Annotated in this window: 19 protein-coding genes; 4 read left to right on the top strand and 15 right to left on the bottom strand. The window is 67.5% G+C overall.

The features are described from left to right. The 5 genes from AC3QL2_RS14735 to AC3QL2_RS14715 form a co-directional block, all read right to left on the bottom strand. Entirely contained in the window at positions 1-1,206 is a 1,206-nt protein-coding gene (locus AC3QL2_RS14735) for a DUF2252 domain-containing protein (protein ID WP_493231138.1), read from the bottom strand. A gap of 51 nt (positions 1,207-1,257) precedes the next feature. Next, complete coding sequence (locus AC3QL2_RS14730; protein WP_493231137.1) at positions 1,258-1,722, bottom strand: hypothetical protein; 465 nt, start codon at positions 1,720-1,722, stop codon at positions 1,258-1,260. A gap of 87 nt (positions 1,723-1,809) precedes the next feature. Next, a complete protein-coding gene (locus AC3QL2_RS14725; protein WP_493231136.1) occupies positions 1,810-3,612 on the bottom strand; it encodes a bifunctional metallophosphatase/5'-nucleotidase in 1,803 nt (600 codons plus the stop codon). An 85-nt stretch (positions 3,613-3,697) separates the two neighbouring features. After that, a complete protein-coding gene (locus tag AC3QL2_RS14720; protein WP_493231135.1) occupies positions 3,698-5,719 on the bottom strand; it encodes a FeoB small GTPase domain-containing protein in 2,022 nt (673 codons plus the stop codon). Between the two features lie 183 nt (positions 5,720-5,902). Continuing rightward, entirely contained in the window at positions 5,903-6,550 is a 648-nt protein-coding gene (locus AC3QL2_RS14715; RefSeq protein WP_481121033.1) for a response regulator transcription factor, read from the bottom strand. A 103-nt stretch (positions 6,551-6,653) separates the two neighbouring features. Between AC3QL2_RS14715 and AC3QL2_RS14710 the strand changes: the two genes are divergently transcribed. The 4 genes from AC3QL2_RS14710 (at position 6,654) to AC3QL2_RS14695 (ending at position 10,436) form a co-directional block, all read left to right on the top strand. Beyond that, on the top strand, positions 6,654-7,112 hold the full coding sequence (locus AC3QL2_RS14710) for a hypothetical protein (protein ID WP_493231134.1): 459 nt from the start codon (positions 6,654-6,656) through the stop codon (positions 7,110-7,112). Positions 7,113-7,118: 6 nt separating this feature from the next. Continuing rightward, a complete protein-coding gene (locus tag AC3QL2_RS14705; RefSeq protein ID WP_493231133.1) occupies positions 7,119-8,042 on the top strand; it encodes an ABC transporter substrate-binding protein in 924 nt (307 codons plus the stop codon). Next, positions 8,039-9,940, top strand: a complete 1,902-nt coding sequence (locus AC3QL2_RS14700; RefSeq protein WP_493231132.1) for a hybrid sensor histidine kinase/response regulator — start codon at positions 8,039-8,041, stop codon at positions 9,938-9,940. Before AC3QL2_RS14705 ends, AC3QL2_RS14700 begins: the two co-directional genes overlap by 4 nt. 67 nt (positions 9,941-10,007) lie before the next feature. Then, entirely contained in the window at positions 10,008-10,436 is a 429-nt protein-coding gene (locus AC3QL2_RS14695; protein ID WP_493231131.1) for a PhaM family polyhydroxyalkanoate granule multifunctional regulatory protein, read from the top strand. Positions 10,437-10,488: 52 nt separating this feature from the next. Here the strand turns inward: AC3QL2_RS14695 and AC3QL2_RS14690 are convergent, their stop codons facing one another. The 10 genes from AC3QL2_RS14690 to AC3QL2_RS14645 all read right to left on the bottom strand — a co-directional run bounded on the left by AC3QL2_RS14690 (position 10,489) and on the right by AC3QL2_RS14645 (position 22,616). After that, on the bottom strand, positions 10,489-11,394 hold the full coding sequence (locus AC3QL2_RS14690) for an AEC family transporter (protein ID WP_493231130.1): 906 nt from the start codon (positions 11,392-11,394) through the stop codon (positions 10,489-10,491). Positions 11,395-11,485: 91 nt separating this feature from the next. Further along, positions 11,486-12,721, bottom strand: a complete 1,236-nt coding sequence (locus AC3QL2_RS14685) for a phenylacetate--CoA ligase family protein (RefSeq protein ID WP_493231129.1) — start codon at positions 12,719-12,721, stop codon at positions 11,486-11,488. Positions 12,722-12,815: 94 nt separating this feature from the next. After that, entirely contained in the window at positions 12,816-13,616 is an 801-nt protein-coding gene (locus tag AC3QL2_RS14680) for an ABC transporter ATP-binding protein (RefSeq protein ID WP_493231128.1), read from the bottom strand. Between the two features lie 7 nt (positions 13,617-13,623). Next, entirely contained in the window at positions 13,624-14,949 is a 1,326-nt protein-coding gene (locus AC3QL2_RS14675) for an ABC transporter substrate-binding protein (RefSeq protein ID WP_493231127.1), read from the bottom strand. 38 nt (positions 14,950-14,987) lie between these two features. Next, positions 14,988-16,055 carry a branched-chain amino acid ABC transporter permease gene (locus tag AC3QL2_RS14670; protein WP_493231126.1) on the bottom strand — a complete coding sequence of 356 codons (1,068 nt, stop codon included), beginning with the start codon at positions 16,053-16,055 and terminating at the stop codon, positions 14,988-14,990. A 29-nt stretch (positions 16,056-16,084) separates the two neighbouring features. Then, complete coding sequence (locus tag AC3QL2_RS14665) at positions 16,085-17,011, bottom strand: branched-chain amino acid ABC transporter permease (protein WP_493231125.1); 927 nt, start codon at positions 17,009-17,011, stop codon at positions 16,085-16,087. Positions 17,012-17,060: 49 nt separating this feature from the next. Further along, entirely contained in the window at positions 17,061-17,843 is a 783-nt protein-coding gene (locus tag AC3QL2_RS14660) for an ABC transporter ATP-binding protein (RefSeq protein WP_493231124.1), read from the bottom strand. 15 nt (positions 17,844-17,858) lie between these two features. Further along, positions 17,859-19,832, bottom strand: coding sequence for an AMP-dependent synthetase/ligase (locus AC3QL2_RS14655; RefSeq protein WP_493231123.1), 1,974 nt, complete (start codon positions 19,830-19,832; stop codon positions 17,859-17,861). A 180-nt stretch (positions 19,833-20,012) separates the two neighbouring features. Continuing rightward, complete coding sequence (locus AC3QL2_RS14650) at positions 20,013-21,641, bottom strand: diguanylate cyclase domain-containing protein (protein WP_493231122.1); 1,629 nt, start codon at positions 21,639-21,641, stop codon at positions 20,013-20,015. 78 nt (positions 21,642-21,719) lie between these two features. Beyond that, positions 21,720-22,616: a tRNA nucleotidyltransferase gene (locus AC3QL2_RS14645; protein ID WP_493231121.1), complete on the bottom strand. Its 897-nt coding sequence runs from the start codon at positions 22,614-22,616 to the stop codon at positions 21,720-21,722. Between the last annotated feature and the right edge of the window lie 84 nt (positions 22,617-22,700).

Here is a 22,700-nt window from a genome sequence, read left to right as displayed (position 1 = left end):
TCAGCCCTGGACCTTGAAAGCGCCGTCGTCATAGGCCTCGCAATACACCTTCCAGTCCTTGCGCAGCCGGTCGCTGCATTCGTCGGCAGCGCCCAGCAAGGCCTTGCGCCACTTGCCGGCGCCAAAGTCGATGAGCGCGTCGGCTATCGCCGAGCCGCTGCGCCCGCTGCTGCGCAGCTGGGCACTGGCGACGATGGCGCCCATCGTGCCGACGACGCCGCGGATCGCCTCGAAACCGGAATGGGACTCCACCAGCGTCACCCGGTCCTCGGTCGGCTGCAGGCCGCGCAGGATGTAGGAGCGCTTGCCCATTTTTACCGGCTGCAGGAAGGCCATCGACACCGCCTGCATGCGCCGTTGCACCGTCACGACCCGCGCCGCCTCGGACTTCCAGGCCGGTTGCGGCGTCTTGAGGCAAGGCGCCAGCGACGAGGGCAGTGCCTCCTTCAGATCGAGCAGGTAGTTGCCGTCCGGCGAGCCCTTGCCGCGGACCAGGATCACGAAGCGATCCACGCCCAGGCTGCCATTGCCGGCAATCCGCCGGGCCACGTCCAGTACCTCGTAGAAATCCGGATTGGCCTGGGATTCGGCCAGTTCGCCGACCAGCTTGACGACCCTGTCGCGCTGCTTGTCGGTGACCGGCAGCGCCTTGCCGTTGTCCAGGCGCAGATGGCGTCGCTTGCCCTTGAGCACGGTTCGGCTATCCAGGAAGGCCGGGCGCAGCCGCCCGTGCAGGCCGTCGAGGAGATGGCGGATCAGGCCGCTAGCGGTGTCGCGCTCGACCCAGCCGGCCTTGCCGGCAACCAGCGTGGCCCGGTAGGCGTCTAGGAATTCGTCGCATAGTTCGGCGGCCTGCTTCTTCTTCAGCTCCATCGACGCGGCGCCGATCTGCACGCTGGCCAGGCAGCGCACCAGGTCCCAGCTGGCCGGTGCCAGCGCGGCTTCGTCGAAGTCGTTGAGATCGAAATAGACCAGCCGGTTGTCGCCCTTGTAACTGCCGAAGTTCTGCAGATGCAGGTCGCCGCAACTCCAGACCGGCGGCGCGGTGGCGAACAGCGGCTCATCCGGCAGGCGCCGGTAAAACAGATGGCAGGTACCGCGCAGGAAGACGAAGGCGCTCTCCCGCATGTTGCGGTACTTGAGGACCAGGCGGTCCGGGTCCCGGCCGGCATTGAAACCGAGGATCTGTTCAACGACGTCGCTCATCACTGTTCCCTCCATATTCATCGAGCCATGCCAAGCATACGCCCGCCAAGTCTAGTGACGATGCCCGTCGTCGGGCTGGTCGCGGGGCGAGCGCGGCGGCGGCAACTTCTCCATCAGCTTCATGCGGGCGATGCGCACCTCGCAGTCGCCGGGCACCGTCGCGCACAGGCTGGCGTCGTCGATGCGCAGCTTCTTCTGCGTGGCGCGGAAGCGCTGCAGGAAGACCCACGCGGTGTCCTGCGCGCCGAGCATGCCGAGGCGCGCCGAATTGAGCGCGCCGACGAAGCCGAAATACTCGATGCCCAGGCGCCGCGACCCGACCTTCTTCTCCTCGGCCAGCAGACTCGTCAGGCAGGCTTCGTAGGCGAAGGTGTCATGGTGGATCAGCCGGTAGCAACGCCCCTGGGCGTCGAGGGCAGCCTCGGCGATCCGGCCCGGCAATGCCGGGTCGGGGGCGCCGGCGATGGCTGCCGGCAGGCTCAGCACCAGCAGGAAGGCAAGCAGATGTCTCAACACGGAATCAGTCCCCAAAACAAGCCGGGGCGACAGCGCCGCCCCGGTCGAAAAGGCCGGCACGCGGCCGGCTCCGCAAGATCCTTGTTCTTAGTTCAGGCGGGTGACACGCGGCGCCGGCGGCGCCAGGTTCAGGTTCTTCTTCATGTAGCCGACGAAGGCATCGATGTCGATGACGCCGCTGTTGGTCACGTTGGTGCCGCTGGTGGTGACCGCCGAGAAGTTGTCGCCCGGTCCGGGGGCCATGAAGCTGTTGAGCGTAACCCGGTAGGTCTTGCTCATGTCCATCGCCACGCCGTTGAGCTTGAGGGAGCCGGCCACCACGCGGTTGCCGCTGCCGACGGCGGCGCCGGCCGGCTTCGAGGCATCCCAGCTGTAGCTGAAGGTGCTGCTCGGCTGGAGCATGCGACCGCAACCGTTAGCACCGGTCTTGGCCGAGCAGTTGGGGGCTTCCCACTGCTGCTCGAGCAGGCGCACGATCTGCGCGCCGGTGAGATCCACGGTGGCCAGCACGTTACCAAAAGGCGCCACGGTGAGCAGGTCGCCATAGGTGACCGCGCCACCGTTCTTGTAGATCAGGTCGGCACGCACGCCGCCCGGGTTGATGAAGGCGATGTCGGCCTGCGGGCCGCCGGACAGGTACACGTCGGCCATCACGTCGCCCATCGGGCCTTCGGCGGTTTCGTCGCGGGTCGGCGTGGAGCTGTTGGCGAGCAGGGCCCGCTTGATGTCGGCGGTGATCGAGCCGACAACCATGTTCTTCAGCGTGGCGGCGAGATTCACGTAGGACTGCACCGCCGCGTCGATGGTGGCGTCCTTGGCGAGGATCGCGTAACCCGTCGGCGCAGTGGTGTTGAGGTCGTTGATGACCGGCACGGTGTTGGCTGTCAGACCGGTGACGCCCGTGCCCGGCACGATGGTCAGGTTGATGTCGGTAACCGCGCTGCCGTAGAAGCCGGTGGAGGTCAGCAGCTTGCCGTTGCGCTTGCAGACGTATTCCTGGTGCGTGTGGCCGCTGACCACCACGTCCACGTCCTTGCCGAGGGCATCGACGATGGGCAGGATGTCGCCGGACAGGTTCGGGCAGCTCTGGTCGTTGAGAGTGGAGGCCGTGGTCTGTCCGCCCTGGTGGATCAGCACCACCACCGCGTCGACGCCGTCCTTCTTGAGCTGGGTGGCGTAGCTGTTGATGGTGGTCGCCTCGTCGAGGAAGTTGAGGCCGGCGACGCCGGTGGAGGTCACCACCGCCGGCGTGCCCTTCAGGGTCAGGCCGATGAAGCCCACCGAGGCCTTGCCGAACTTCTTCACATAGGTTGCCGGGAACAGGGTCTTGCCGCTGGCGGTATCCACCACGTTGGCGGACAGCCACTTGTAGCTGGCGCCCGGGAAGACGCCGCCGTTGATGCAGGTGTCCTTGCCGACGGTGCCGCCGATGTAGCAGCCGCCGCTCTGCAGGCGCTGCAGTTCGCCCTTGCCGTGGTCGAACTCGTGGTTGCCGACCGAGGTCACTTCGAGGCCGATCTGATTGAGGATGTCCACGGTGGCTTCGTCATGGGTCAGCGTGGAGGTGACCGGCGAGGCACCGACCATGTCGCCGGCGCCGACGACGATGTTGTTGGCGTTGCTGGCCCTGAGCTGCTTGATCAACGTGGCCAGATAGGCCGCGCCGCCGGTGCGCACGGTCGTACCGGCAGCGTTGGCCGGGTCCTTCAGCACGACGGAGCCGCCGTTGTTGGCGGCCGGCACTTCGATGTTGCCGTGGAAATCGTTCATCGCAATCACCTTGACGGTGACCGGATCGGGCGGATTGCTGGAGCTGCCGCCACAGGCCGCCAGCGCCAGGACGGAACTCGCCGCCAGCCAGGCGGAGAGCTTCTTGACAGGGAATTGCATCGGTCTTCCTCGGAAGGTCAGGGATTAGCCTGCAACCTTGCCGAAGGAATATGACCTGGCGATTAAGAAAACCTATTCCGGGTTTTCAGACCAGCCAGTTGACCGCTTCCAGGCCGATCCGGCACAGGAAGGCGATGCCCAGCGCCAGCGCCACCGACAGGCCGATGGAGAACAGCGCATCGCGCCGCCCGACGGTCTTCAGCATCACCGCGAAGGTGGACACGCAGGGCACGTAGAAGGTCAGAAAAACCAGGAAGGTGGCGATCTGCACCCAGTCGAGCAGCGGCGCGATGTCCTGGGTGCCGAGGGCCTGATAGACCATCAGCAGGGACAACTCCTTACGCAGCACTCCGAACAGGATCGGCACGCCGAGGACCACTGGCAGGCCGAGCCACCAGTGGGTCACCGGCAGCAGCAGCGTGTTGATCACCGCGTCGGCGCCGAAGTGGGCCAGCAGCGCCAGCACCACGCTGCCCAGCACCAGCAGCGGCGTGACGATGGTCAGGATGTCGCTGGTGCGCTCCCAGGTGATGGACAGCAGGCGCCGCCACTGAGGCAAGGCATAGGGCGGAATGGCCTGGATCATGCCCGGGCTGGCCTGCACGTAGCGGCGGGTCAGCAGCTTGCCGGACACGGCGATGATCAGCATGGTCAGCAGGAAGATGCCCAGCACCCCTTCCCAGCCCAGGTACTTGCCGCCGATGGCGAGCACGATGGCCGAGCGGGCCGAGCACGGCACGAAGGTGATCAGCAGCGACGCGACGATGCGCTCCCGCCCCGACGAGGTAGCCGCCACCGCCGACAGGGCCGGCACGTTGCAGCCGAGGCCGAGCAGGAAGGGCACCGCCACGCCGCCGTGCAGGCCGATGTGGTGGAAGCCCCGGTCCACCACGAAGGCCACCCGGTGCATGATGCCGGACTCCTCCAGGCTCACCAGCAGCAGTACCAGCGGCAGCATGTAAGGCACGACGATGCCGACCAGACCAACCATCCCGTCGGCGACGGCCCGGCCGACCACGCCGAGGGTGGTATCCGGCTCCCATTGGCCGACCCACGCCGCCAGCGGTGCCGAAGTCAGCGCATCGAGGGTTGTGCTGACCTCGAAGACCATGAACAGCACCAGCGCGAACACCGCCAGCGTGCCGATAAAGCCCCACTGGGGATGCAGGAAGACCCGGTCCAGCGCGCGCTTCCAGCCGGCCTTCTCGGCAGCATGGCCGAGGCGGGTGACCTGTTCGTGCAGCGCCGCGGCACGGTAGTGGCGGTCTGCGAACAGCTCCTCCGCCAGCGGGCGCGGCAGGTGGCGCGCCGCTTCGGCGCGGGCATCCTGGATGGCCGGCAGCAGCGCCGGAAACAGGCGCGCCATCTCGGCGGTGAAATAGGTGTTGTCCTTGGCGAGCTGCGTCAGCAGCAGCGAACGCGGCACTGGGAAGGCGGCTTCCACCTCCGGCCGGTCGAGGATCGCATTGAGCCCGGCCAGTGCCTTGACCAGGTGGGCGCCGGGGAGTTGCGGCAGCGGGCAGGTCTTGCCGCGCACCGTATTGAGGGCCGTCTCGAACAGCGCCGGGATACCCTTGCCCATGTGCGCCACGGTGGGCACCACCGGCACGCCGAGTTCCGCCGAGAGGGCTTCCACATTGACGTAGATGCCGCGCTCGCGGGCCTCGTCGAGGCGGTTGAGGGCGATCACCAGCGGCTTGCCGAGCTGGCACAACTCCTGGGCGAGGGCCAGGTTGGGCTCCAGCGCGGTGGCGTCCACCACCTGGATCAGCACGTCCGGGGCCTTGAAGCCGCCCTGGCCGGGCTCGCCGCGCAGCAGCGCCATCAGCAGCAGGCGGTCGGCGTCGTCGAGATCATGGAGGGTGCGCAGCGACGGCAGGTCTACCAGCGCGGCCTGCTCGAGGCCGACATTCACCTGGCAGGCGTCGAAACCAAGGGCGCTGGCGTCGAGCTTGCCGGATTCGACAGCGGTGCTGGAAGCGGCCTGGAAGATCGTGCTCTTGCCGGTGCGGGCCAGCCCGACCAATGCGATCTGCGGCCGGCGCGCACCGCGCAGCAGCGTGGTGGGCAGGGCAATGGTGGCAACAGCGGGGGCGGCGGCATTCATGCGCGGCTCCCGTCCATGACGGAGAACCGGGCCGGCCCCGCCGGATTGCGCTGCTGTCCAGAAATACGAATCATCGGGAACCGCCGAATGCAGATCAGTTGCGACGATTATAGGTACAAATAAGAATTGTTCGCAAATGAATTCCCCGTTGTGTCAGCAACGGGGTTCGCGTCATGCCAGAGCTCAGACGCGCAGGCCGGCTCGGGTCATCATCAACAGGGCCTGGGCCCGGCTGGTCACGCCGAGGGAACGCAGGATCGCCGACACGTGGACCTTGACTGTGCCTTCCGACAGCCCGAGGAACTCGGCGATGTCCCGGTTCGACTTGCCCTGGGCCACCAGCTCCAGCACCCGGCCCTGCGCCGCGGTGAGCTGGAAGCGCTCGGCGAAGGCCTGGCTGGCGCGCCGGTTACGGTTGCCATCGTTGCCGCCGATGGCCGAATCGGGCGTAAACACGCCGCCGGCCAGGATGGTCCGCACCGCCTCGATCAGCGTATTGCTGGGGCTGGCCTTGGACACGAAGCCCGACGCACCGGCCTTCATTGCCCGCTGCACCGACTCCCGGTCGTCGAGGGCTGACACCACCAGCGCCGGCACGTCGGGGAAGCGCTTCGCAATCACCCCCAGCAGAGAGAAACCGTTGATCTCCGGCAGCATTAGGTCCACCACCAGCAAATCGCAGTTCGGATCGGCCTCCAGCAGGGCCAGCGCGTCGGTGGCATTGCTGGCCTGCTCGCAGTGCACGCCTTCCCCAACCTGGGCCAGGGTCAGCGCCATGGCCTCCCGCACCAGCACGTGGTCCTCGATAATCAGTATGCGCGTCTGCATCATTACAAACCGTTAAATTGAACGCCTGTCTAAAATCGGGGCCAGTTTAGCCTACCCAGCACCCGGCAAAACGGAGAAAATCCGGACCCCGGGCCGAAACGGCACGATGACCATGCCGATCCCCCAGTATTTTGCCCGCCTCCCCGTGGCCTTCCTGCCCCCAACGCCCGCGAAGCCCGTTTCGGGCAGTCCCCTCGCCGCAAGGAGTGATGCGTACCCGGATGCGCGTCACGCGACGACAAGCATTAACCAGGACGGGATCATGGCTTTCCGCGCCTCCGACGGCAATGAACTGTTCCGCTTTGCGCCCGCTTTCCGGCTCGACGCGGCTGTCGGCATCAGTGGGCGCAAAGCGGTGCGGGACAAGCACAGCTTGAGCGGCGCATCGCTGGCGCCACGCCACCCAGCCAACTATCATATGACGGAAGCGCAAACCCGGCGGCTCGCCGCCCACCATCCATACCGGAGTCCGATGGCGTTCGAGCAGAAACCCAGCATGATCTTCGTGAACGCCGCCCCCCTCGCCAACAGCGGGCACACAGCCCCCCGCAGGCCCGAGTTCTGATCCCCGATGGGGCGCCTGCGACTCTTCCTCCTCGCTCTATGCGTGGCCCTGCTGGCTGGGGCCGCTCCTGCACGCGCGGCCCAGGTGGCCCTGGTCCTGTCCGAGGAAGGTGGCGCCTTCAGCGAAGCCGCCGAGGCCGTGTCGTCCGAATTGCGCAGCGCCGGCCACCGCATCCAGGCCATCACGACGCCCTTGCGCGCCGAGGATGGCGCCGTTCTCAACGCCAGCGCACTGATCGTCACCTTCGGCACCCGGGCCGCCCAGATCATCGCCGGGCTCGCGCCGCGCAGCCTGGTGCTGCACACCCTGCTGCCGCGCAGCGCCTATGAACGCCTGCCCCAGCGCGCCGAGGACGCACGGCGCACGTCGGCAGTCTTCATCGACCAGCCCGCCAACCGGCAGATCGAGCTGCTGCGCCTTGCGCTGCCCGACTGGTCGCGGGTGGCGTTGATCGTCGGGCGGGAAAGCAGCGAACTCGGCGCACGCCTGCAGGCCAACGCACGGGAACGCCGCCTCCGTCCGGTACTGGAGCAGGTCAGTGACGAGATCGACCTCTACCCGACGCTGCAGCGCGTGCTGGCCGAACCGACGATCCTGCTCGCGATCCCCGACGCCGCGCTGTACAACAACCGCACCATCTCCAACATCCTGCTCACCGCCTATCACCACCGCTCGCCGGTCGTCGGCTTCTCGCCCGCCTACGTCAAGGCCGGCGCCCTGCTGGCCCTGTACAGCACCCCGGCACAGATCGGCCAGCAGGCCGGCGAAATGGCCCGCCACGGCCTCGCTGGCGGCAGCCTGCCGGCAGCCAGCGCTCCACGCTACTTCCACGTCGGCACCAACCCCTACGTGGCGCGCTCCCTCGGCATCAACCTCGAGGACGCCAACACCCTGCGCGAACGCCTCGAGCGCTGGGAGAACGCCCAGTGATCCGCCCCGAAGAGTGGGACATCCGTCCCCGCGCGATCCTGATCGCGATGCTGCCGACGATGGTCATGGCCTCGGTGCTGATCGCCTATTTCACCACCACCCGCCTGTCCGATCTGGAAGAGGCCCACATCCAGCGCGGCAAGGCCCTCGCCCGCCAGCTCGCCGCCGCCAGCGAATACGGCGTCTTCTCCGGCAACCAGGAAAACCTGCGTAAGCTCGCCAACTCCATCCTGCAGGAAAAGGACGTGGTCCGTGTGGCGGTCTTCAGCCCCCTGCAAGAAGTGCTGGCGGACAGCAGCAAGCCGTTCCAGATCCCCGTCGCGGTGAATCTGGTGCCCCACGAGAACAACGCACCGCTGCGCTTCCGCGAACCGGTCGCCGGCCCCGGCGTCAGCCTCGACGACCCCTTCCTGGACAGCGCCAGCGCGTCGGCGGCCGCCCAGGACCCCCGCCACGGCGAGGTTCTCGTCGAGATGAGCCGCGAATCCCTGCGCGCCGAGGAAAGCCGACTGCTGCGCAATGCCTTCCTGATGGTGGTGGCGGTCCTGCTGGCCAGCATCGCGCTGGCCCTGCGCATGAGCCGTGGCATCTCCGGCCCCATCCTGCGGGTCGCCGCGGCGGTCGCCAGCTTCGGGCGGGGCAATTTCTCGGCGCGGGTGCCGGTCGCAGGCGGCAGCACCCTCAGCACGCTGGCCGCTGGCGTCAACGAAATGGCCGACCGGCTGAGCGCCTCGCAGGAAGACCTGCAGCGCCAGATCGACGCCGCCACCGCAGAGCTGAAGGAAAAGAAGGAAGAGGCCGAACAGGGCAACCGCGCCAAGACGCGCTTTCTCGCCGCCGCCAGCCACGACCTGCGCCAGCCGATGCACGCGCTGGGCCTGTTCGTTGCCGAGCTGGGCCAAAAACCCCACGCCCCCGACACCCGCCGCCTCGTCGAGCAGATCGCCGTCTCCGCCGAAACCATGGAGAACCTGCTCGACAGCCTGCTCGACATCTCGCGTCTCGACGCCGGCGTGCTCGACCGCCAGATCAAGCCCTTCCCTCTGCAACCCTTGTTCGAGCGCATCGACGTGGATTACCGGCGCGAGGCCGAGGTGCGCCGGCAGCGCCTGCGCCTGCGCCCCACGCCCCTGTGGGTCGAGAGCGACCCGCTGCTCCTCGAGCGCATCCTGCACAACCTGATCAGCAACGCGCTGCGCTACGCCCCCCGCGGCACCATCCTGCTGGCGGCCCGCCGACGCGGCCAGCACGTGCGCATCGAGGTCCGCGACAACGGCCCCGGCATTGCGCCAGAAGCCCAGAACGCCATCTTCCAGGAGTTCGTCCAGCTGGATAACCCGGAGCGCAACCGGGCCAAGGGCCTCGGCCTCGGCCTGGCGATCGTCCGCCGCCTGACCAGCCTGCTGCAGCACCCGCTGTCGCTGCACTCGGTCCCCGGCCGGGGTGCCCTGTTTGCGGTAGAGCTCCCGCTGACCGCGCCGGTAATGTCGTCCGGCAACCGCCACACACCCCAGGCCACCCACTCCCTGCAGGGCCTCCACGTGGCCCTGGTGGACGACGATGAACTGGCCCTCGCCGGCACCACCGGCCTGCTCGAATCCTGGGGCTGCCAGGTCAGCGCGGCGACCAGCCCCGATGCCCTGCTTGCCGCACTGGGCGGCCAGCCCGTCCCGGACGTCCTCGTCTGCGACTACCAGAGCGGCCGGGAGCGCGTCGGCGCGGACATCGTCGCCCACCTGCGAGCCCGTTTCCAGCGTCCCATCCCGGCCATCCTGCTCAGCGGCGACACCTCGCCGGACGTCGCCGGCGAAGCCCAGCAGGCCGGCATCCCGCTGCTCCACAAACCGGTCCGCCCGGCCAAGCTGCGCGCTCTGCTGCAGCGCAAGACCCAAGCCTGATGCAGCTCCACGGCGCATCGGTTACTATCGAGGCGTCAATGACATATCCAAAATCAGGGGGACAACGATGAGCACCGAGAACAAGGCGCAGGACCCGATGGAATTCATGCGCAGCATGTGGAGCAAGATGGGCTTCAGCCTGCCCGGCATGGTCACCCCGACGCTCGACGTAGATGAGCTGGACAAGCGCATCGCCGACATGAAGGCCGTCGAGAACTGGCTCAAGATGAACCTCAGCTCCCTGCAGATGGCCGTCCAGGGCCTCGAAATGCAGCGCGCGACGATCGCCACGATGCAGGCCATGAGCAAGCTTGCCGCCGAAGGCGGCAAGGCGCCCGAGGGCGAAGCCGCCCAGCCCAACCCCTTCGCCAGTTCCATGTGGCCGTGGAACCTGATGCAGAACGCCGCCGAGCAGGCCAAGGCCCACGCCGAGGCAGCCGCCGCCACCCCGGCCCCAGTCTCGCCGGCCAAGGGCAAACCGAAGGACAGCAAGTAAGTAGAGCACCACGGGGAGCCTCGCGCTCCCCACGCCGGGGGCGCTCGGGACTCTAAAGCCCCCAGCGCGTCAGCGCCGCCAGCCACCCGGTCAGCGTAAGAGCCGCCGCCACCGTCGTCGCGGAGATCAGCCAGGCCACGCCAGGCCCGTCACCGCCCATGCGCATCGCCAGAATATAGGCCGACGAAGCCGTCGGCAGCGCGGCGAACAGCACCACCACCGTGAAGCCCACGCCCTCCAGCCCAAGCAGAACCGCCAGCCCCCAGGCGATGGCCGGCAATACCAGCAGCTTGAGCCCGCACAGGTAGAGCAACCCCGGCCAGCCCCCCTCATGGCGGCCGCCGCGCAGGGCCGCCCCAACAGCCAGCAGACCCAGCGTCACCGCCGCATCGGCAAGACGCTGCAGGAAAGGCAGCACCGGCGCCGGCAACACGCCGCCGGCCAGGTTGAACAGCATGCCGGCCACGGTGGCGAGGATCAGCGGATTACGCGCCAGCTCCCGCCACAGCCGCCCCTCGCCGTGATGGGCGAGCAGGCCGACCGCCGCCATGTTGGCGAAAGGCACCATCGCCCCGCACAGGGCTCCCATCGTGGCCACGCCGGTCGCACCGGCCACCTTCCCCGCCACCGCGATGCCGATGTAGGTGTTGAAGCGGTAGGCGCACTGCACTCGCGACGCAAAAGTCATCGCCTCCAGGCCCATCAACGAGCGGACCAGCAGCGCCAGCACGAAGCCGCTGCCGAGGGTCGCCAGGCCGACGAGGAACAGCGGCCCCATGGCCGACAGCTCGATGGAGACCTTGGCCAGCGCATTGAACAGCAGCGCCGGAAACAGCACGAAATACACCAGGCGCTCGACGCCCGGCCAGAAGCCGTCGCCGAAACGCCCATAGCGCCGCAGGCCGGCGCCCAACGCGATCAGCGCGAAATCAGGCAACAGCAGCAGGAAACTCTGCATCGCCGCTCAGGAAAGGAAAGAGGGAAAGGCACGCATCCGGCGGAGTGTGCCAGAAGTCGTCACGGGGGACGCCTTTGCCCACGGGGCGCCGCTACTCGTAGTGGCGCATGTCCTCGATCAGCTTGCCGTCGTTGGGCAGACTGCCCGGCGTGCAGAAGTGCACCTCGCCGCGCAGCTTGGTGAGCTCGCGCAGGGACATCGCGATGGCCTCGGCGAGCCCCTCCGGCGCCACCGCCACCTCGCAGTGCAGGGTCATGCGGTCGGACCGGGCCGGGTTGTCCACCACCAGCCGGCCACGGCCGAGCTCCGCATGGCGCTTGAGCACCTCCACCACCTGGCCCGGATGGACGAACATGCCCTTCACCTTGGTGGTCTGGTCGGCCCGCCCGAGCCAGCCCTTGATGCGTGTGTTGGTGCGGCCGCAGGGCGAGATGCCCGGCAGCAGCGCCGACAGGTCGCCGGTGCCGAAGCGGATCAGCGGGTATTCCGGGCTGAAGCTCGTCACCACCACCTCACCCACCTCGCCCGGCGCCACCGGATCGCCGGTGCCGGGATAGACGATCTCCACCAGCACGTCCTCGTCGAGCACCAGTCCCTCCCGCGCCGGCGTTTCATAAGCGATCAGGCCCAGGTCGGCGGTGGCGTAGGCCTGGTAGGCCTGGATACCGCGGGCGGCCAGCGCATCCCGCAGGCTGGGCGGAAAGGCCTCGCCGGACACGAAGGCCTTCTGCAGGCTGGTCACCGGCACGCCCAGTTCGTCGGCCTTGTCGAGGATGATGCGCAGGAAGGACGGCGTGCCGGCATAGGCGTCCGGCCGCAGATCGGCGATGGCCGCCACCTGCATCTCGGTCTGCCCGACACCGGCCGGAAACACCGTGCAGCCCAGCGCATGGGCCGCCGTCTCCATCATCGAACCAGCCGGCGTGAAGTGGTAGGAGAAGGTGTTGTGCACCAGATCGCCGGCACGGAAACCCGCCGCATAGAAGGCCCGGGCCAGGCGCCAGTAATCCTTGCGCGCACCTTCCGGCTCGTAGATCGGCCCCGGCGACGCGAACACCCGCGCGCAGGCCTTGCCCCAGCCCACCGTCGCCAGGCCGCCGAAGGGCCGCTCGCGGCGCTGCAGCGCGGCCAGCTCCGACTTGCGGATCACCGGCAGTTCGGCCAGCGCCGCACGGCTCGTCACCATCGCCGGATCCACGTCCCACAGCAACTCGCTGAAGGCCGGCGCGCGGGCGCGGGCATGGGCGATCTGCGCCGGCAGCGCAGCCAGCAGTTCCCGCTCCCGCTCGGCGGGAGGGCGGATTTCACGGGCATCGTGGTAGTTCATCGTCGCTCCATTCCGTGTCACGCCACCGTCCGCGGGCAGCTGTCTTCGCCCGGCATTCGGTCATATCCGGATTCACCCAACCGGCGCCGGCCGCTCACGACAGCCAGCGCTTGCGCCGCCGGTAGTGCTTCACGTCGCGGAAGCTCTTGCGCCCTTCCGAGGACAGGCCCAGGTAGAACTCCTTCACGTCCTCGTTGTTGCGCAGCTCGTCCGCCGCACCCTCCATCACGACGCGGCCGTTCTCCAGGATGTAGCCGAAGTCCGCATAGCGCAGCGCCACCATGGTGTTCTGCTCGGCGAGCAGGAAGCTCACCTTCTCCTTGCCGTTGAGGTTCTTCACGATCTCGAAGATCTCCTCGACGATCTGCGGCGCCAGGCCCATCGACGGCTCATCGAGGAGGATCATCTCCGGCCGGGCCATCAGCGCACGGCCGATGGCGCACATCTGCTGCTCGCCGCCGGACGTGTAGCCGGCCTGGGAGCTGCGCCGCGTCTTGAGGCGCGGGAAGTAGCTGTACACCCGCTCCAGGCTGTCGCGCAGCTCGGCGCGGGACTGGCGGCGCGTGTAGGCGCCGGTGAGCAGGTTCTCCTCGATGGACAGGTGGCCGAAGCAGTGACGCCCCTCCATCACCTGGATCACCCCGCGCCGCACCAGTTCCGCCGGCGTCATGCGGTCGATGCGATCGCCCTTGAACTCGATCGCCCCCTTGGTCACGTCGCCACGCTCCGCGTGCAGCAGGTTGGAGATGGACTTCAGCGTCGTGCTCTTGCCGGCGCCGTTGGCCCCCAGCAGCGCGACGATGCGGCCCTCGGGCACCTCCAGCGAGACGCCCTTGAGCACCAGGATCACATGGTCGTAGATGACCTCGATGTTGTTGAGGCTGAGGTAGGACATGGCGCCCTCAGCCTTCCTTGCTGCAGTCCCGCGGCTTGATGCCCTTTTCCTTGGCGTAGGCGGCGGCCGATTCCTCGATCATGCCGCGCACCAGCGGGCGGTCGGACTCCACCCAGTCGGAAATCACCTTCCACTGGCCGCCGTCCCACTGCTGGAACTTCACCACACCCGGCCCCTCGTGGTCAGCGCAGCTGATCTTCAGCGGCGGCAGGAAGCCGGTGGCGCCGAGGACCTTCAGGCGCGCTTCGTCGAGATTGAGGTTCTCAAAGCCCCAGCGCACCTGCTCGCCGGTCAGCGCCTTGCCCTTGCCGTACTTCTCCTGGGCCTTGCGGATAGCCTCGACGGTGATGATTCCGTGCACTACGCCGCGGTTGTAATACACCGAGCCGATGCGGGCCTTGTCCTCCATGTTGCCCTTGCCCTTGCCATAGACGAACTTCTTGATGTCGGCGACCACCGGGTAATTGGCCCCGGCCACGTTGAAGCCCGCGGCGGTGAAGCCCTTGGCCGCCGGGCCGGCAGGCACGGTGTCCTCCTCGGCGCCGGACCACCACACACCGACCATCTTTTCGCGCGGGTAGCCGACCTTGGCGGCCGCCTTGAGGGCCGTCGGATTCATCACGCCCCAGCCCCACAGGATCACGTAGTCGGGCTTGAGCTGGCGCAACTGCAACCACTGGGACTGCTGTTCGTTGCCCGGATGGGCGACCGCGATCTTGGTCAGCTCGAAACCGTGCTTGGCGGCCAGCTTGTCGAGGATCGCGTGGGACTCCTTGCCGTAGGCGGAGTCGTGATAGAGCAGGCCGATCTTCTTGCCCTTCAGCTTGTCCATGCCCCCTTCCTTCGTGCCGATGAAGTTCACGATGGCGGAAGCCTGGGACCAGTAGGTGGTGATCAGCGGGAAGACCCACGGAAAGACGCGGCCGTCGGCGGCGTCGGTGCGCCCGTAGCCGATCGTCACCACCGGGATCTTGTCCTGGGCGGCCTTGTCGAGCACCGAATAGGTGATGCCCGTGGACACCGGCTGGAACACCGTGTTGCCGGTGCTGCCCTTCTTCTTGAGGCGCTCGTAGCACTCCACCCCGCGGGCGTTGTTGTACTCGGTCTCGCACTCCTCCCACGTCAGCCTGACACCGTTGATGCCGCCGTCGCGCTCGTTGATCAGCTGCATGTAGTCGATCCAGCCACCGAAGACCCCCGAGCCGCCGGCCGCATAGGGGCCGACCCGGTAGCTCGGCAGGCCGATGAACTGCTCCTCGACGGCGCCCGCCACCGAGGAGGCCAGCAGGCCGGCCACGGCCGCGCCCAGCAGGGCGGAGTGCTTCAGTTTCATGGTGTGTCTCCTCTTATAGGTATGGGTGCAGCGCCCGCTCAGTGCGGGAAGGGCCACAGGCGCAGTTTTTCCTTGGCGATCTGCCACAGGCGCGCCAGGCCGTGGGGTTCGACGATCAGGAAGAAGATGATCAACCCGCCGAAGATGATGAGCTGCAGGTTCGACGCGAAGCCCGCTCCCAACGCATCGCCGAACAGCGCCGGCACCAGGTTGTCGAGCAGGATCGGCAGCAGCACGATGAAGGCCGCACCGAGGAAGGCGCCGAGGATGGAGCCGACGCCGCCGATGATGATCATGAACAGGATCTTGAACGACAGGTCGAGGTTGAAACCCTCCGGCTCGACGGTGCCGATGTAGGTGTAGGCGTACAGCGCACCGGCCACGCCGCAATAGAAGGAACTCACCGCGAAGGCCAGCAGCTTGGTGCGCATCAGGCGGAAGCCGATCACCTGGGCCGCCACGTCCATGTCGCGCACCGCCATCCAGGCCCGCCCGGTAGCCGAACGCACCAGGTTCTTGGCGGCCAGCGCCAGCACCGCGACGACGGCGAAGGTCAGCACGTACTTGGCCTCCGGCGAGGCGAAGCGGTAGCCGAGGATGCTCACCTCCTGGGCCGTCACCACCCCCGACGAGGAATGGTTGGAGAACCACGGAAACTTGACCAGCACCCACACGATGAAGAACTGGGCCGCCAGCGTCGCCACCGCCAGGTAGAAGCCCTTGATGCGCAGGCTCGGCAGGCCAAACAGCACGCCCACCAGCGCCGCCGCCAGCCCGGCCAGCGCCAGCGCCAGAAGGAAGGGCATGCCGTCCACACGCAGGATGAAGTTGTAGGCAGCAAAGGCCCCCACCGCCATGAAGGCCGCCGAGCCGAGGGACAGCTGGCCCGCGTAGCCGGTCAGGATGTTCAGGCCGATGGCGGCCAGCGAGAAGATCAGCACCGGCGTGAGGATCGCCTTCAGCCAGTACTCGTTGGCCAGCAGCGGCACCGCCACGCCGAACACCAGCATCAGCAGCACGAAGCCGATCCGGTCCTGGCGGATCAGGAAGATCCGCCCGTCCTCGGCGTAACTACTTTTGAACTGGCCGGCTTCACGATAAAGCATGCATGCGCTCCCTGTTACTTCCCATTCGCTCACACCCGGTCGATGTGCCGCTCGCCGAACAGGCCCTCGGGCCTCACCAGCAGGAAGGCCAGCGCCAGCATGTACGGGAACCAGCCTTCGATGCCGCCACCGACCAGCGGCCCCACATAGACCTCGGCCAGCTTTTCGGATGCACCGATGATCAACCCGCCGACGATGGCGCCCGGCACCGACGTGAAACCGCCGAGGATCAGCACCGGCAGCGCCTTCAGCGCGGTGAAGGTGAGCGCGAACTGCACGCCGTTGCGGGCCCCCCAGATCATTCCGGCGACCAGCGCCACGAAGCCAGCCACCGCCCACACCACGCGCCAGATCGTCTGCAGTGGAATACCGATGGACAGCGCCGCCTGGTGGTCGTCGGCCACCGCCCGCAGCGCCCGGCCGACCTTGGTGTACTGGAACAGCAGCGTCAGCAGGGCCACCAACGAGGCGGCCACGCCGGCCGCGAACAGGTCGAACTTCGACACGCCGATCCCGTAGTCGTCCATCAGCCAGCCGATCGGCTCATCCATGATGCCCAGCTCGAGGCCGCGCACGTTGGCGCCCCAGGCCATCTGGGCCAGCCCCTCCACCACGTAGGTCAGCCCGATGGTGGCCATGAACAGCGTGATCGGTGGCTGATTGACCAGCGGACGCAGCACGATGCGTTCGGTGGCGATGCCGAGCACCACCATCGTCGCGAAGGCCAGCAGGAAGGACAGCCAGAACACCGCCGCGCTGCCCGCCTCCATGCCGAAACGGGCCGGCAACACTTCCTGGAAGCCGACGAAGCTCAGGGCGGCGAAGAACACCATCGCCCCCTGCGCGAAGTTGAAGACCCCCGAGGCCTTGTAGATCAGCACGAAGCCGAGGGCCACCAGCGCATACATCACACCGGACAGCAGGCCGCCGATCAGCACCTCGATGAAGAACTGCATGTCCGCCCCTCCTCTTCCTTTCGCCAGCCGGGACGCACTCAGGCATGCCTCAATGGGCACCGCCGAGATACGCCCGGATCACGTCCGGATCGTTTTTGACCTCGTCCGGCAGGCCGTCGCCAATCTTGCGGCCGTAGTCGAGCACCACCACCCGGTCGGAGATGTCCATCACCACGCCCATGTCATGCTCGATCAGCACGATGGTGGTGCCGTAGTGGTCGTTCACGTCGAGGATGAAGCGGCACATGTCCTGTTTCTCCTCCACGTTCATGCCGGCCATCGGCTCGTCCAGCAGCAGGATGTGCGGCTCGGCGGCCAGCGCGCGGGCCAGCTCGACGCGCTTCTGCAGACCGTAGGGCAGGCGCCCGACCGGCGTCTTGCGGATGGACTGGATCTCCAGGAACTCGATGATCTCCTCGACCTTCAGGCGGTGGGCAACCTCCTCCCGCTGGGCGGCGCCCCAGTAGAAGGCGTGCTGCAGAAAGTTGCAGCGCATCTTCAGGGCCCGCCCGGTCATGATGTTGTCGAGCACCGTCATGCCCTTGAACAGTGCGATGTTCTGGAAGGTGCGGGCGATGCCCTGCTCCGCCGCGTGGTGGGGCTCCATCCGGCGGCGCAGCTGGCCACGGAAATGGATCTGCCCCTCCTGCGGGTGATACACGCCGTTGATCACGTTGAGCATGGAGCTCTTGCCGGCGCCGTTGGGGCCGATGATCGAGCGGATCTCGTGTTCGCGCACGTCGAAGCTGATGTCGGTGAGCGCCTTCACGCCGCCGAAACGCAGGGAAATGTTGCGCAGGTCGACGATCACGTCGCCGCTTTGCCGGGCCATGGCGTCTCCTCCGGCTCAGGCGGCCTTCCGCGCCTGCGGCGGGAAGGTCTGCACGTCCTCGATGCGCAGCTCGGCGGCCACCCTGTTGCTGCGCCCGTCCTCGTAGCTCACCTGGGTCTCGATGTACTGGCTGGTCTTGCCGGCGTACAGCGCATCGACCAGCACCGCGTACTTCTCGGCGATGAAGTTGCGGCGCACCTTGCGGGTCCGCGTCAGCTCGCCGTCGTCGGCGTCGAGCTCCTTGTGCAGGATCAGGAAGCGGCGGACCTGGGCGTCGCCCATCGCCGCATCGCCGGCCAGATCGGCATTGACCTGCTCGACACAGTCCTTCACCAACTCATACACCGCCGCCTGGCTGGCCAGGTCGGTGTAGCCGGCGTAAGCCAACCCACGGCGCTCGGCCCAGTTGCCGACCGCCTCCAGGTCGATGTTGATGAAGGCGGTGACATGCTCGCGCCCGTTGCCGAAACACACCGCCTCCTTCACGTAGGGGAAGAACTTCAGCTTGTTCTCGATGTAGTTGGGGGCGAACATGCCGCCGCCGTTCAGGCGCCCCACGTCCTTGGCCCGATCGATGATCTTCAGGTGACCGTCGGAATCGAAGACGCCCGCATCGCCGGTCAGGAAGTAGCCCTCGGCGTTGATCGCCTCGGCGGTGGCCTCCGGACGCTTGTAATAGGCTTTCAGCAGCATCGGCCCGCGCACCAGGATCTCCCCATTGTCGGCCAGCTTCACCTCCACCTGCGGCGCCGGCGTGCCCACCGAGTCGAACTTGATGTGCCCGTCCGGCTGCAGGCACACGTAGGCGCAGGTCTCGGTCTGGCCGTAGAGCTGCTTGAGGTTGATGCCGATGGAGCGGTAGAAGCGGAAGAGATCCGGCCCGATCGCCGCGCCAGCGGTATAGGCGACGCGGATGCGGCTGAGGCCCAGCACGTTCTTCAGCGGCCCGTAGATCAGCACATTACCCAGCGCGTAGCGCAGCCGGTCGGTCGCGGACACCGGCCTGCCGTCGAGGAGGTCCGCGCCGCAGCGCCGCGCCACATCCATGAAATAGCCGAACAGCGCGCGCTTCGGACGGCTGGCGTCCTCCATGCGGATCATCACCTGGGTCAGCAGGTTCTCGAAAACCCGCGGCGGCGCGAAGTAATAGGTGGGCCCGATCTCGCGCAGATCGTTCATCACCGTCTCGGCGGATTCGGGGCAGTTGATCGTGAAGCCGGCCACCAGCGCCTGGGCGTAGGAGAACAGGTGGTCGCCGACCCACGCCATCGGCAGGTAGGACAGAATGTCCTCGGCCTCGCCCAGCCGGTCGAAGGCGCAGCCGCCCCGCGCCGCCGCGATGAAGGCCGCGTGGCTCTGGCAGACGCCCTTCGGCTTGCCGGTGGTGCCGGAGGTGTACAGCATCACCGCGATGTCCTCGGGGCTGCCCTTGTCGAGCTCCTGATCGAAGAAGTCCGGGTGATGCTCGTCATGGATACGCCCCATTTCCAGCACCTCGTCCATGCCGTGCAGGAAAGGTTGGCTGTAGTGGCGCAGACCACGCGGATCGTCATAAACGACGCGCTCGAGGCTGGGTAGATCCGCCGCGATCTCGAGCAGCTTGTCCACTTGCTCCTGGTCCTCGACGCAGGCGAAGCGGATGTCCGCGTCCAGCATCACGTAGGCCATTTCCTGGGCCACCGCATCCTGGTACATCATCACCGGGATGCCGCCCAGGCACTGGCAGGCCGCCACCGACCAGTACAGGCGCGGCCGGTTGTCCCCCACCACGGCCAGGCGGTCGCCGCGCTTGAAGCCCAACTCGGCCAGACCGCCGGCCAGCGCACGCACCCGAGCAGCGACATCCGCCCACGTGTAGGCCTGCCAGATCCCGTATTCCTTTTCGCGCATTGCCGGCCGCTGCGGCCGCTGCCGGGCATGCTCCATCAGCAGGCGCGGAAAGGTGTCCAGGCTGGCGACGTCCACAGCAGCCGCTCGGGTCGTGGCCATGCCCCCTCCTCCGGTTTGTCTCGATATCGTCCCCCGCCGCTTCTACCGCCGGCGCCCGCAGGCACCGCCGATGGCAGCGAGTGGTCGTTTCGTCTCGGGAGGCAGTCTGGCAAAGCAAGTTTGCGCAACTGTTTTTCAAATGTACGGAATTGTGCCGGCGCCTGCGGCCGGCTCGCCGGATCAGGCTAAAGCAGCGAGACCGTCCGCCTCCGGTGCGATGACGTAGCGGCCGCGCCCCTGCTCCTTGGCCACGTACATGGCCTGGTCGGCCGCCAGCAGCATGCCCTCGGGTGTGCTCGCCTCTCCGCTGATGGCGATACCGATGGACACGCCGAGCCTGCACGGGCTGCCCTTGATGGTCAGCGGTGGGGACAGCGCCTTGATGCAGCGCGTAGCCAAGACCGCCGCCCCGGCTCCGGCGTCATCTCCCAGGTCCGTGGCGAGCATCACGAACTCGTCGCCGCCAACGCGGGCCAGCGTATCGCTCTGGCGCAGCACCGCCGACAGGCGCTGGGCCACCTCCACCAGCGCCGCGTCGCCAGCCTCGTGCCCGAGGCTGTCGTTGATCGGCTTGAAACCGTCCAGATCGAGGAACAGCGCAGCCACCCGCGTACCGTGGCGGGTGGCACGGGCCAGGGCCTGGCACATGCGGTCGTCGAGCAGCATGCGGTTGGGCAGACCGGTCAGGCCATCGTGGTGGGCCATTCGGCGTAGTTCGGCCTGGGTGCCGGCCAGCTTGTCGAGCAGACGGTTGAAGGCCTTGGTGAGATGGCCGACCTCGTCGTCCCGCACCACCGGCAGGGGCTTCAGCGGAATCTCGTCCTGCGTCATGCGTTCGGCCAGGTGCGCTGCCCGGTGCAGCGGACGCAGCGTGGCCCGCACGAACAGGCCGGCGACCAGCAGCACGAGGGCCATCGCAGCCAAGCTGTAACGAACCACGTTGTCCTTGATCCGGCGTATCGGCGCAAAGGCCTCGGCCGTCGGCAGGCGGGCCACGACGAACCAACCGGTACTCGGCACGCTGGCCATCGCCGACAGTTCCTCGACGCCCTTGGCATTCATCGTCACGCCGCTGCCGCGAAAACCGGCCATCGCCCGGTCATGCAGGGGATTGACGCCGGGCGGCGGCGTCGGCTTGAGCAGCAGGTCCGGATCGCCGGCGGCGACAAACAGCTTGTCGGCCGGCGCGATCAACAGGAAACCGCCGGTTTCGCCGATCCGCCCCTGGTTGATGCGATCGAGGAAATCCGGTGCCGTCAGCGCGGTGATGCCCACCAGCACCGCCTGGACCCGGCCGCGGCCATCCTTCAGCGGCACCCCGATTGGCAGCACCGGTTGCTTGGTGAAGGTGCCGAACAGCGGCGCGCCGACGCCGGCCTCGCCATGCAAGGCCCGCAGAAAGCCCGGATTGCCGGCCGCCGAAGCGCCGCGCCGGCCGGACACCTGCGGGAAATCGACGATTACATGGCCGTCGGTGGCTATCACCAACAGCCCCAGGTTGAACAGCGGATTCAATCGATGCCGCTCGGCCAGCCAAGCCTCCAGCCGGGACGGCTGGCCGAGCTGATCCAGCGGAAAGGTGGCCGCCAGCTGCTCGATGAAGCGGCGCCGCTCGCGGATCTTGTAATCGACCTCCCGCGCCACTTCGTCGGCCAGCGCCATCTGCTGGGCCGAAACCAGCTGGGTCAGGTCCTCGCGCAGGTAGCGGGTCTGCATCACGTAGCGTGCGACGCCGCCACCGATGACCAGCAGCATGCCGAACAGCACCAGGCGGGTGACGAGACTGTTGGAGATGCGCTTGAGGGCCATCGGACTATGGTAGCCGAAGGTGCTGACAGGTCCCTCTGACGAAAGTCATCCTTTCACGGATAAATCATGAGCGCCGGGCTAGTCGGCGTGCTCGGCCCAGCGCTCGGAGCGCAAGGCTCGGGCCACCGCCGTCGCCCGGGCTTCCAGCAGGGCATCGGCGGCGCCGGCGGGATCATCCTCATGCTCGGCAAGGATCGCCGCCTCGTCGAGCACCTTGCAGGCGTCCAGCGCGGCGGCCAGCATCGCGGCCTTCGGGTAGGGACGGGTTGCCCGGCCAGGATAAGCCCGGAAATCGCAGGTACAAAGGAGCATCAGCCACTCGAAGCGCTGCGGCTGGCCGAAGGCATCGACGCGCTCGAGCATGGCCGCGATGGAGCCGGCCCGCATCTCGGCGGCGCGATGCACGCGTTCGACTTCCAGCAGCGCCAGTACGGCCAGATCCTGGAACTCGGCCGGCACACGGAAGCGTTCGGCAATCGCCTCGATGCGCGGCCGGCCGCGCTCCATGTGGCGGTAATGGGCCGGCAGGTGCTCCGGCGGCGAATCGGACTTGCCGACGTTGTAGAGCAGCGCGGCGAAGCGCACCGCCAGCGGCGCCTGGCGCCGCGCGGCCTCGTCCACCACGCGGAACTGGTGCTCACCGATATCCACGGTCGGCGGGTCGTCGGCACTCTGGGGCATGCCGAACAGGGCGTCCAGCTCCGGCAGCAATACCTGCATCGCCCGGCACTCCTTCAGCACCCACAGCATCCGCGACGGCGCATCGCTCATCAGGCCGTTCGCCAGTTCGGCCCAGGCCAGCGCAGGATCGAGATCGGCAAGCAGGCCTTCGGCGACCTGGCGACGCATCAGGGCCACCGTATCCCGGTCCACCTCGCCGTCCTGGCTTGCCGCCGCCGCGGCAATGCGCAGCAGATTGACGGCCGGACTCACCAGCAGGGGCGCGATGGGGCTGCGGGGCAGTTGAAAGCTCATGGACGGTCTCGCGAAGGAATGACGGGTTTGCGACAGATGCCGGACGAATGTGTCGCGGGCACGCCAAAAAACCCATCACGAAAA

This window comes from Zoogloea sp. GW822-FHT05C07 (genome assembly GCF_058800215.1).
This window is presented reverse-complemented; position numbering and strand designations above follow the sequence as displayed.

Bases quoted from the DNA above. Each gene is read 5' to 3' on its own strand.
- AC3QL2_RS14670 (WP_493231126.1), bottom strand. From the start codon at position 16,055: ATGCTTTATCGTGAAGCCGGCCAGTTCAAAAGTAGTTACGCCGAGGAC.
- AC3QL2_RS14725 (WP_493231136.1), bottom strand. From the start codon at position 3,612: ATGCAATTCCCTGTCAAGAAGCTCTCCGCCTGGCTGGCGGCGAGTTCC.
- AC3QL2_RS14710 (WP_493231134.1), top strand. From the start codon at position 6,654: ATGACCATGCCGATCCCCCAGTATTTTGCCCGCCTCCCCGTGGCCTTC.
- AC3QL2_RS14650 (WP_493231122.1), bottom strand. From the start codon at position 21,641: ATGGCCCTCAAGCGCATCTCCAACAGTCTCGTCACCCGCCTGGTGCTG.
- AC3QL2_RS14645 (WP_493231121.1), bottom strand. From the start codon at position 22,616: ATGAGCTTTCAACTGCCCCGCAGCCCCATCGCGCCCCTGCTGGTGAGT.
- AC3QL2_RS14735 (WP_493231138.1), bottom strand. From the start codon at position 1,206: ATGAGCGACGTCGTTGAACAGATCCTCGGTTTCAATGCCGGCCGGGAC.
- AC3QL2_RS14690 (WP_493231130.1), bottom strand. From the start codon at position 11,394: ATGCAGAGTTTCCTGCTGCTGTTGCCTGATTTCGCGCTGATCGCGTTG.
- AC3QL2_RS14665 (WP_493231125.1), bottom strand. From the start codon at position 17,011: ATGCAGTTCTTCATCGAGGTGCTGATCGGCGGCCTGCTGTCCGGTGTG.
- AC3QL2_RS14715 (WP_481121033.1), bottom strand. From the start codon at position 6,550: ATGATGCAGACGCGCATACTGATTATCGAGGACCACGTGCTGGTGCGG.
- AC3QL2_RS14675 (WP_493231127.1), bottom strand. From the start codon at position 14,949: ATGAAACTGAAGCACTCCGCCCTGCTGGGCGCGGCCGTGGCCGGCCTG.
- AC3QL2_RS14705 (WP_493231133.1), top strand. From the start codon at position 7,119: ATGGGGCGCCTGCGACTCTTCCTCCTCGCTCTATGCGTGGCCCTGCTG.
- AC3QL2_RS14660 (WP_493231124.1), bottom strand. From the start codon at position 17,843: ATGGCCCGGCAAAGCGGCGACGTGATCGTCGACCTGCGCAACATTTCC.
- AC3QL2_RS14685 (WP_493231129.1), bottom strand. From the start codon at position 12,721: ATGAACTACCACGATGCCCGTGAAATCCGCCCTCCCGCCGAGCGGGAG.
- AC3QL2_RS14695 (WP_493231131.1), top strand. From the start codon at position 10,008: ATGAGCACCGAGAACAAGGCGCAGGACCCGATGGAATTCATGCGCAGC.
- AC3QL2_RS14680 (WP_493231128.1), bottom strand. From the start codon at position 13,616: ATGTCCTACCTCAGCCTCAACAACATCGAGGTCATCTACGACCATGTG.
- AC3QL2_RS14720 (WP_493231135.1), bottom strand. From the start codon at position 5,719: ATGAATGCCGCCGCCCCCGCTGTTGCCACCATTGCCCTGCCCACCACG.
- AC3QL2_RS14655 (WP_493231123.1), bottom strand. From the start codon at position 19,832: ATGGCCACGACCCGAGCGGCTGCTGTGGACGTCGCCAGCCTGGACACC.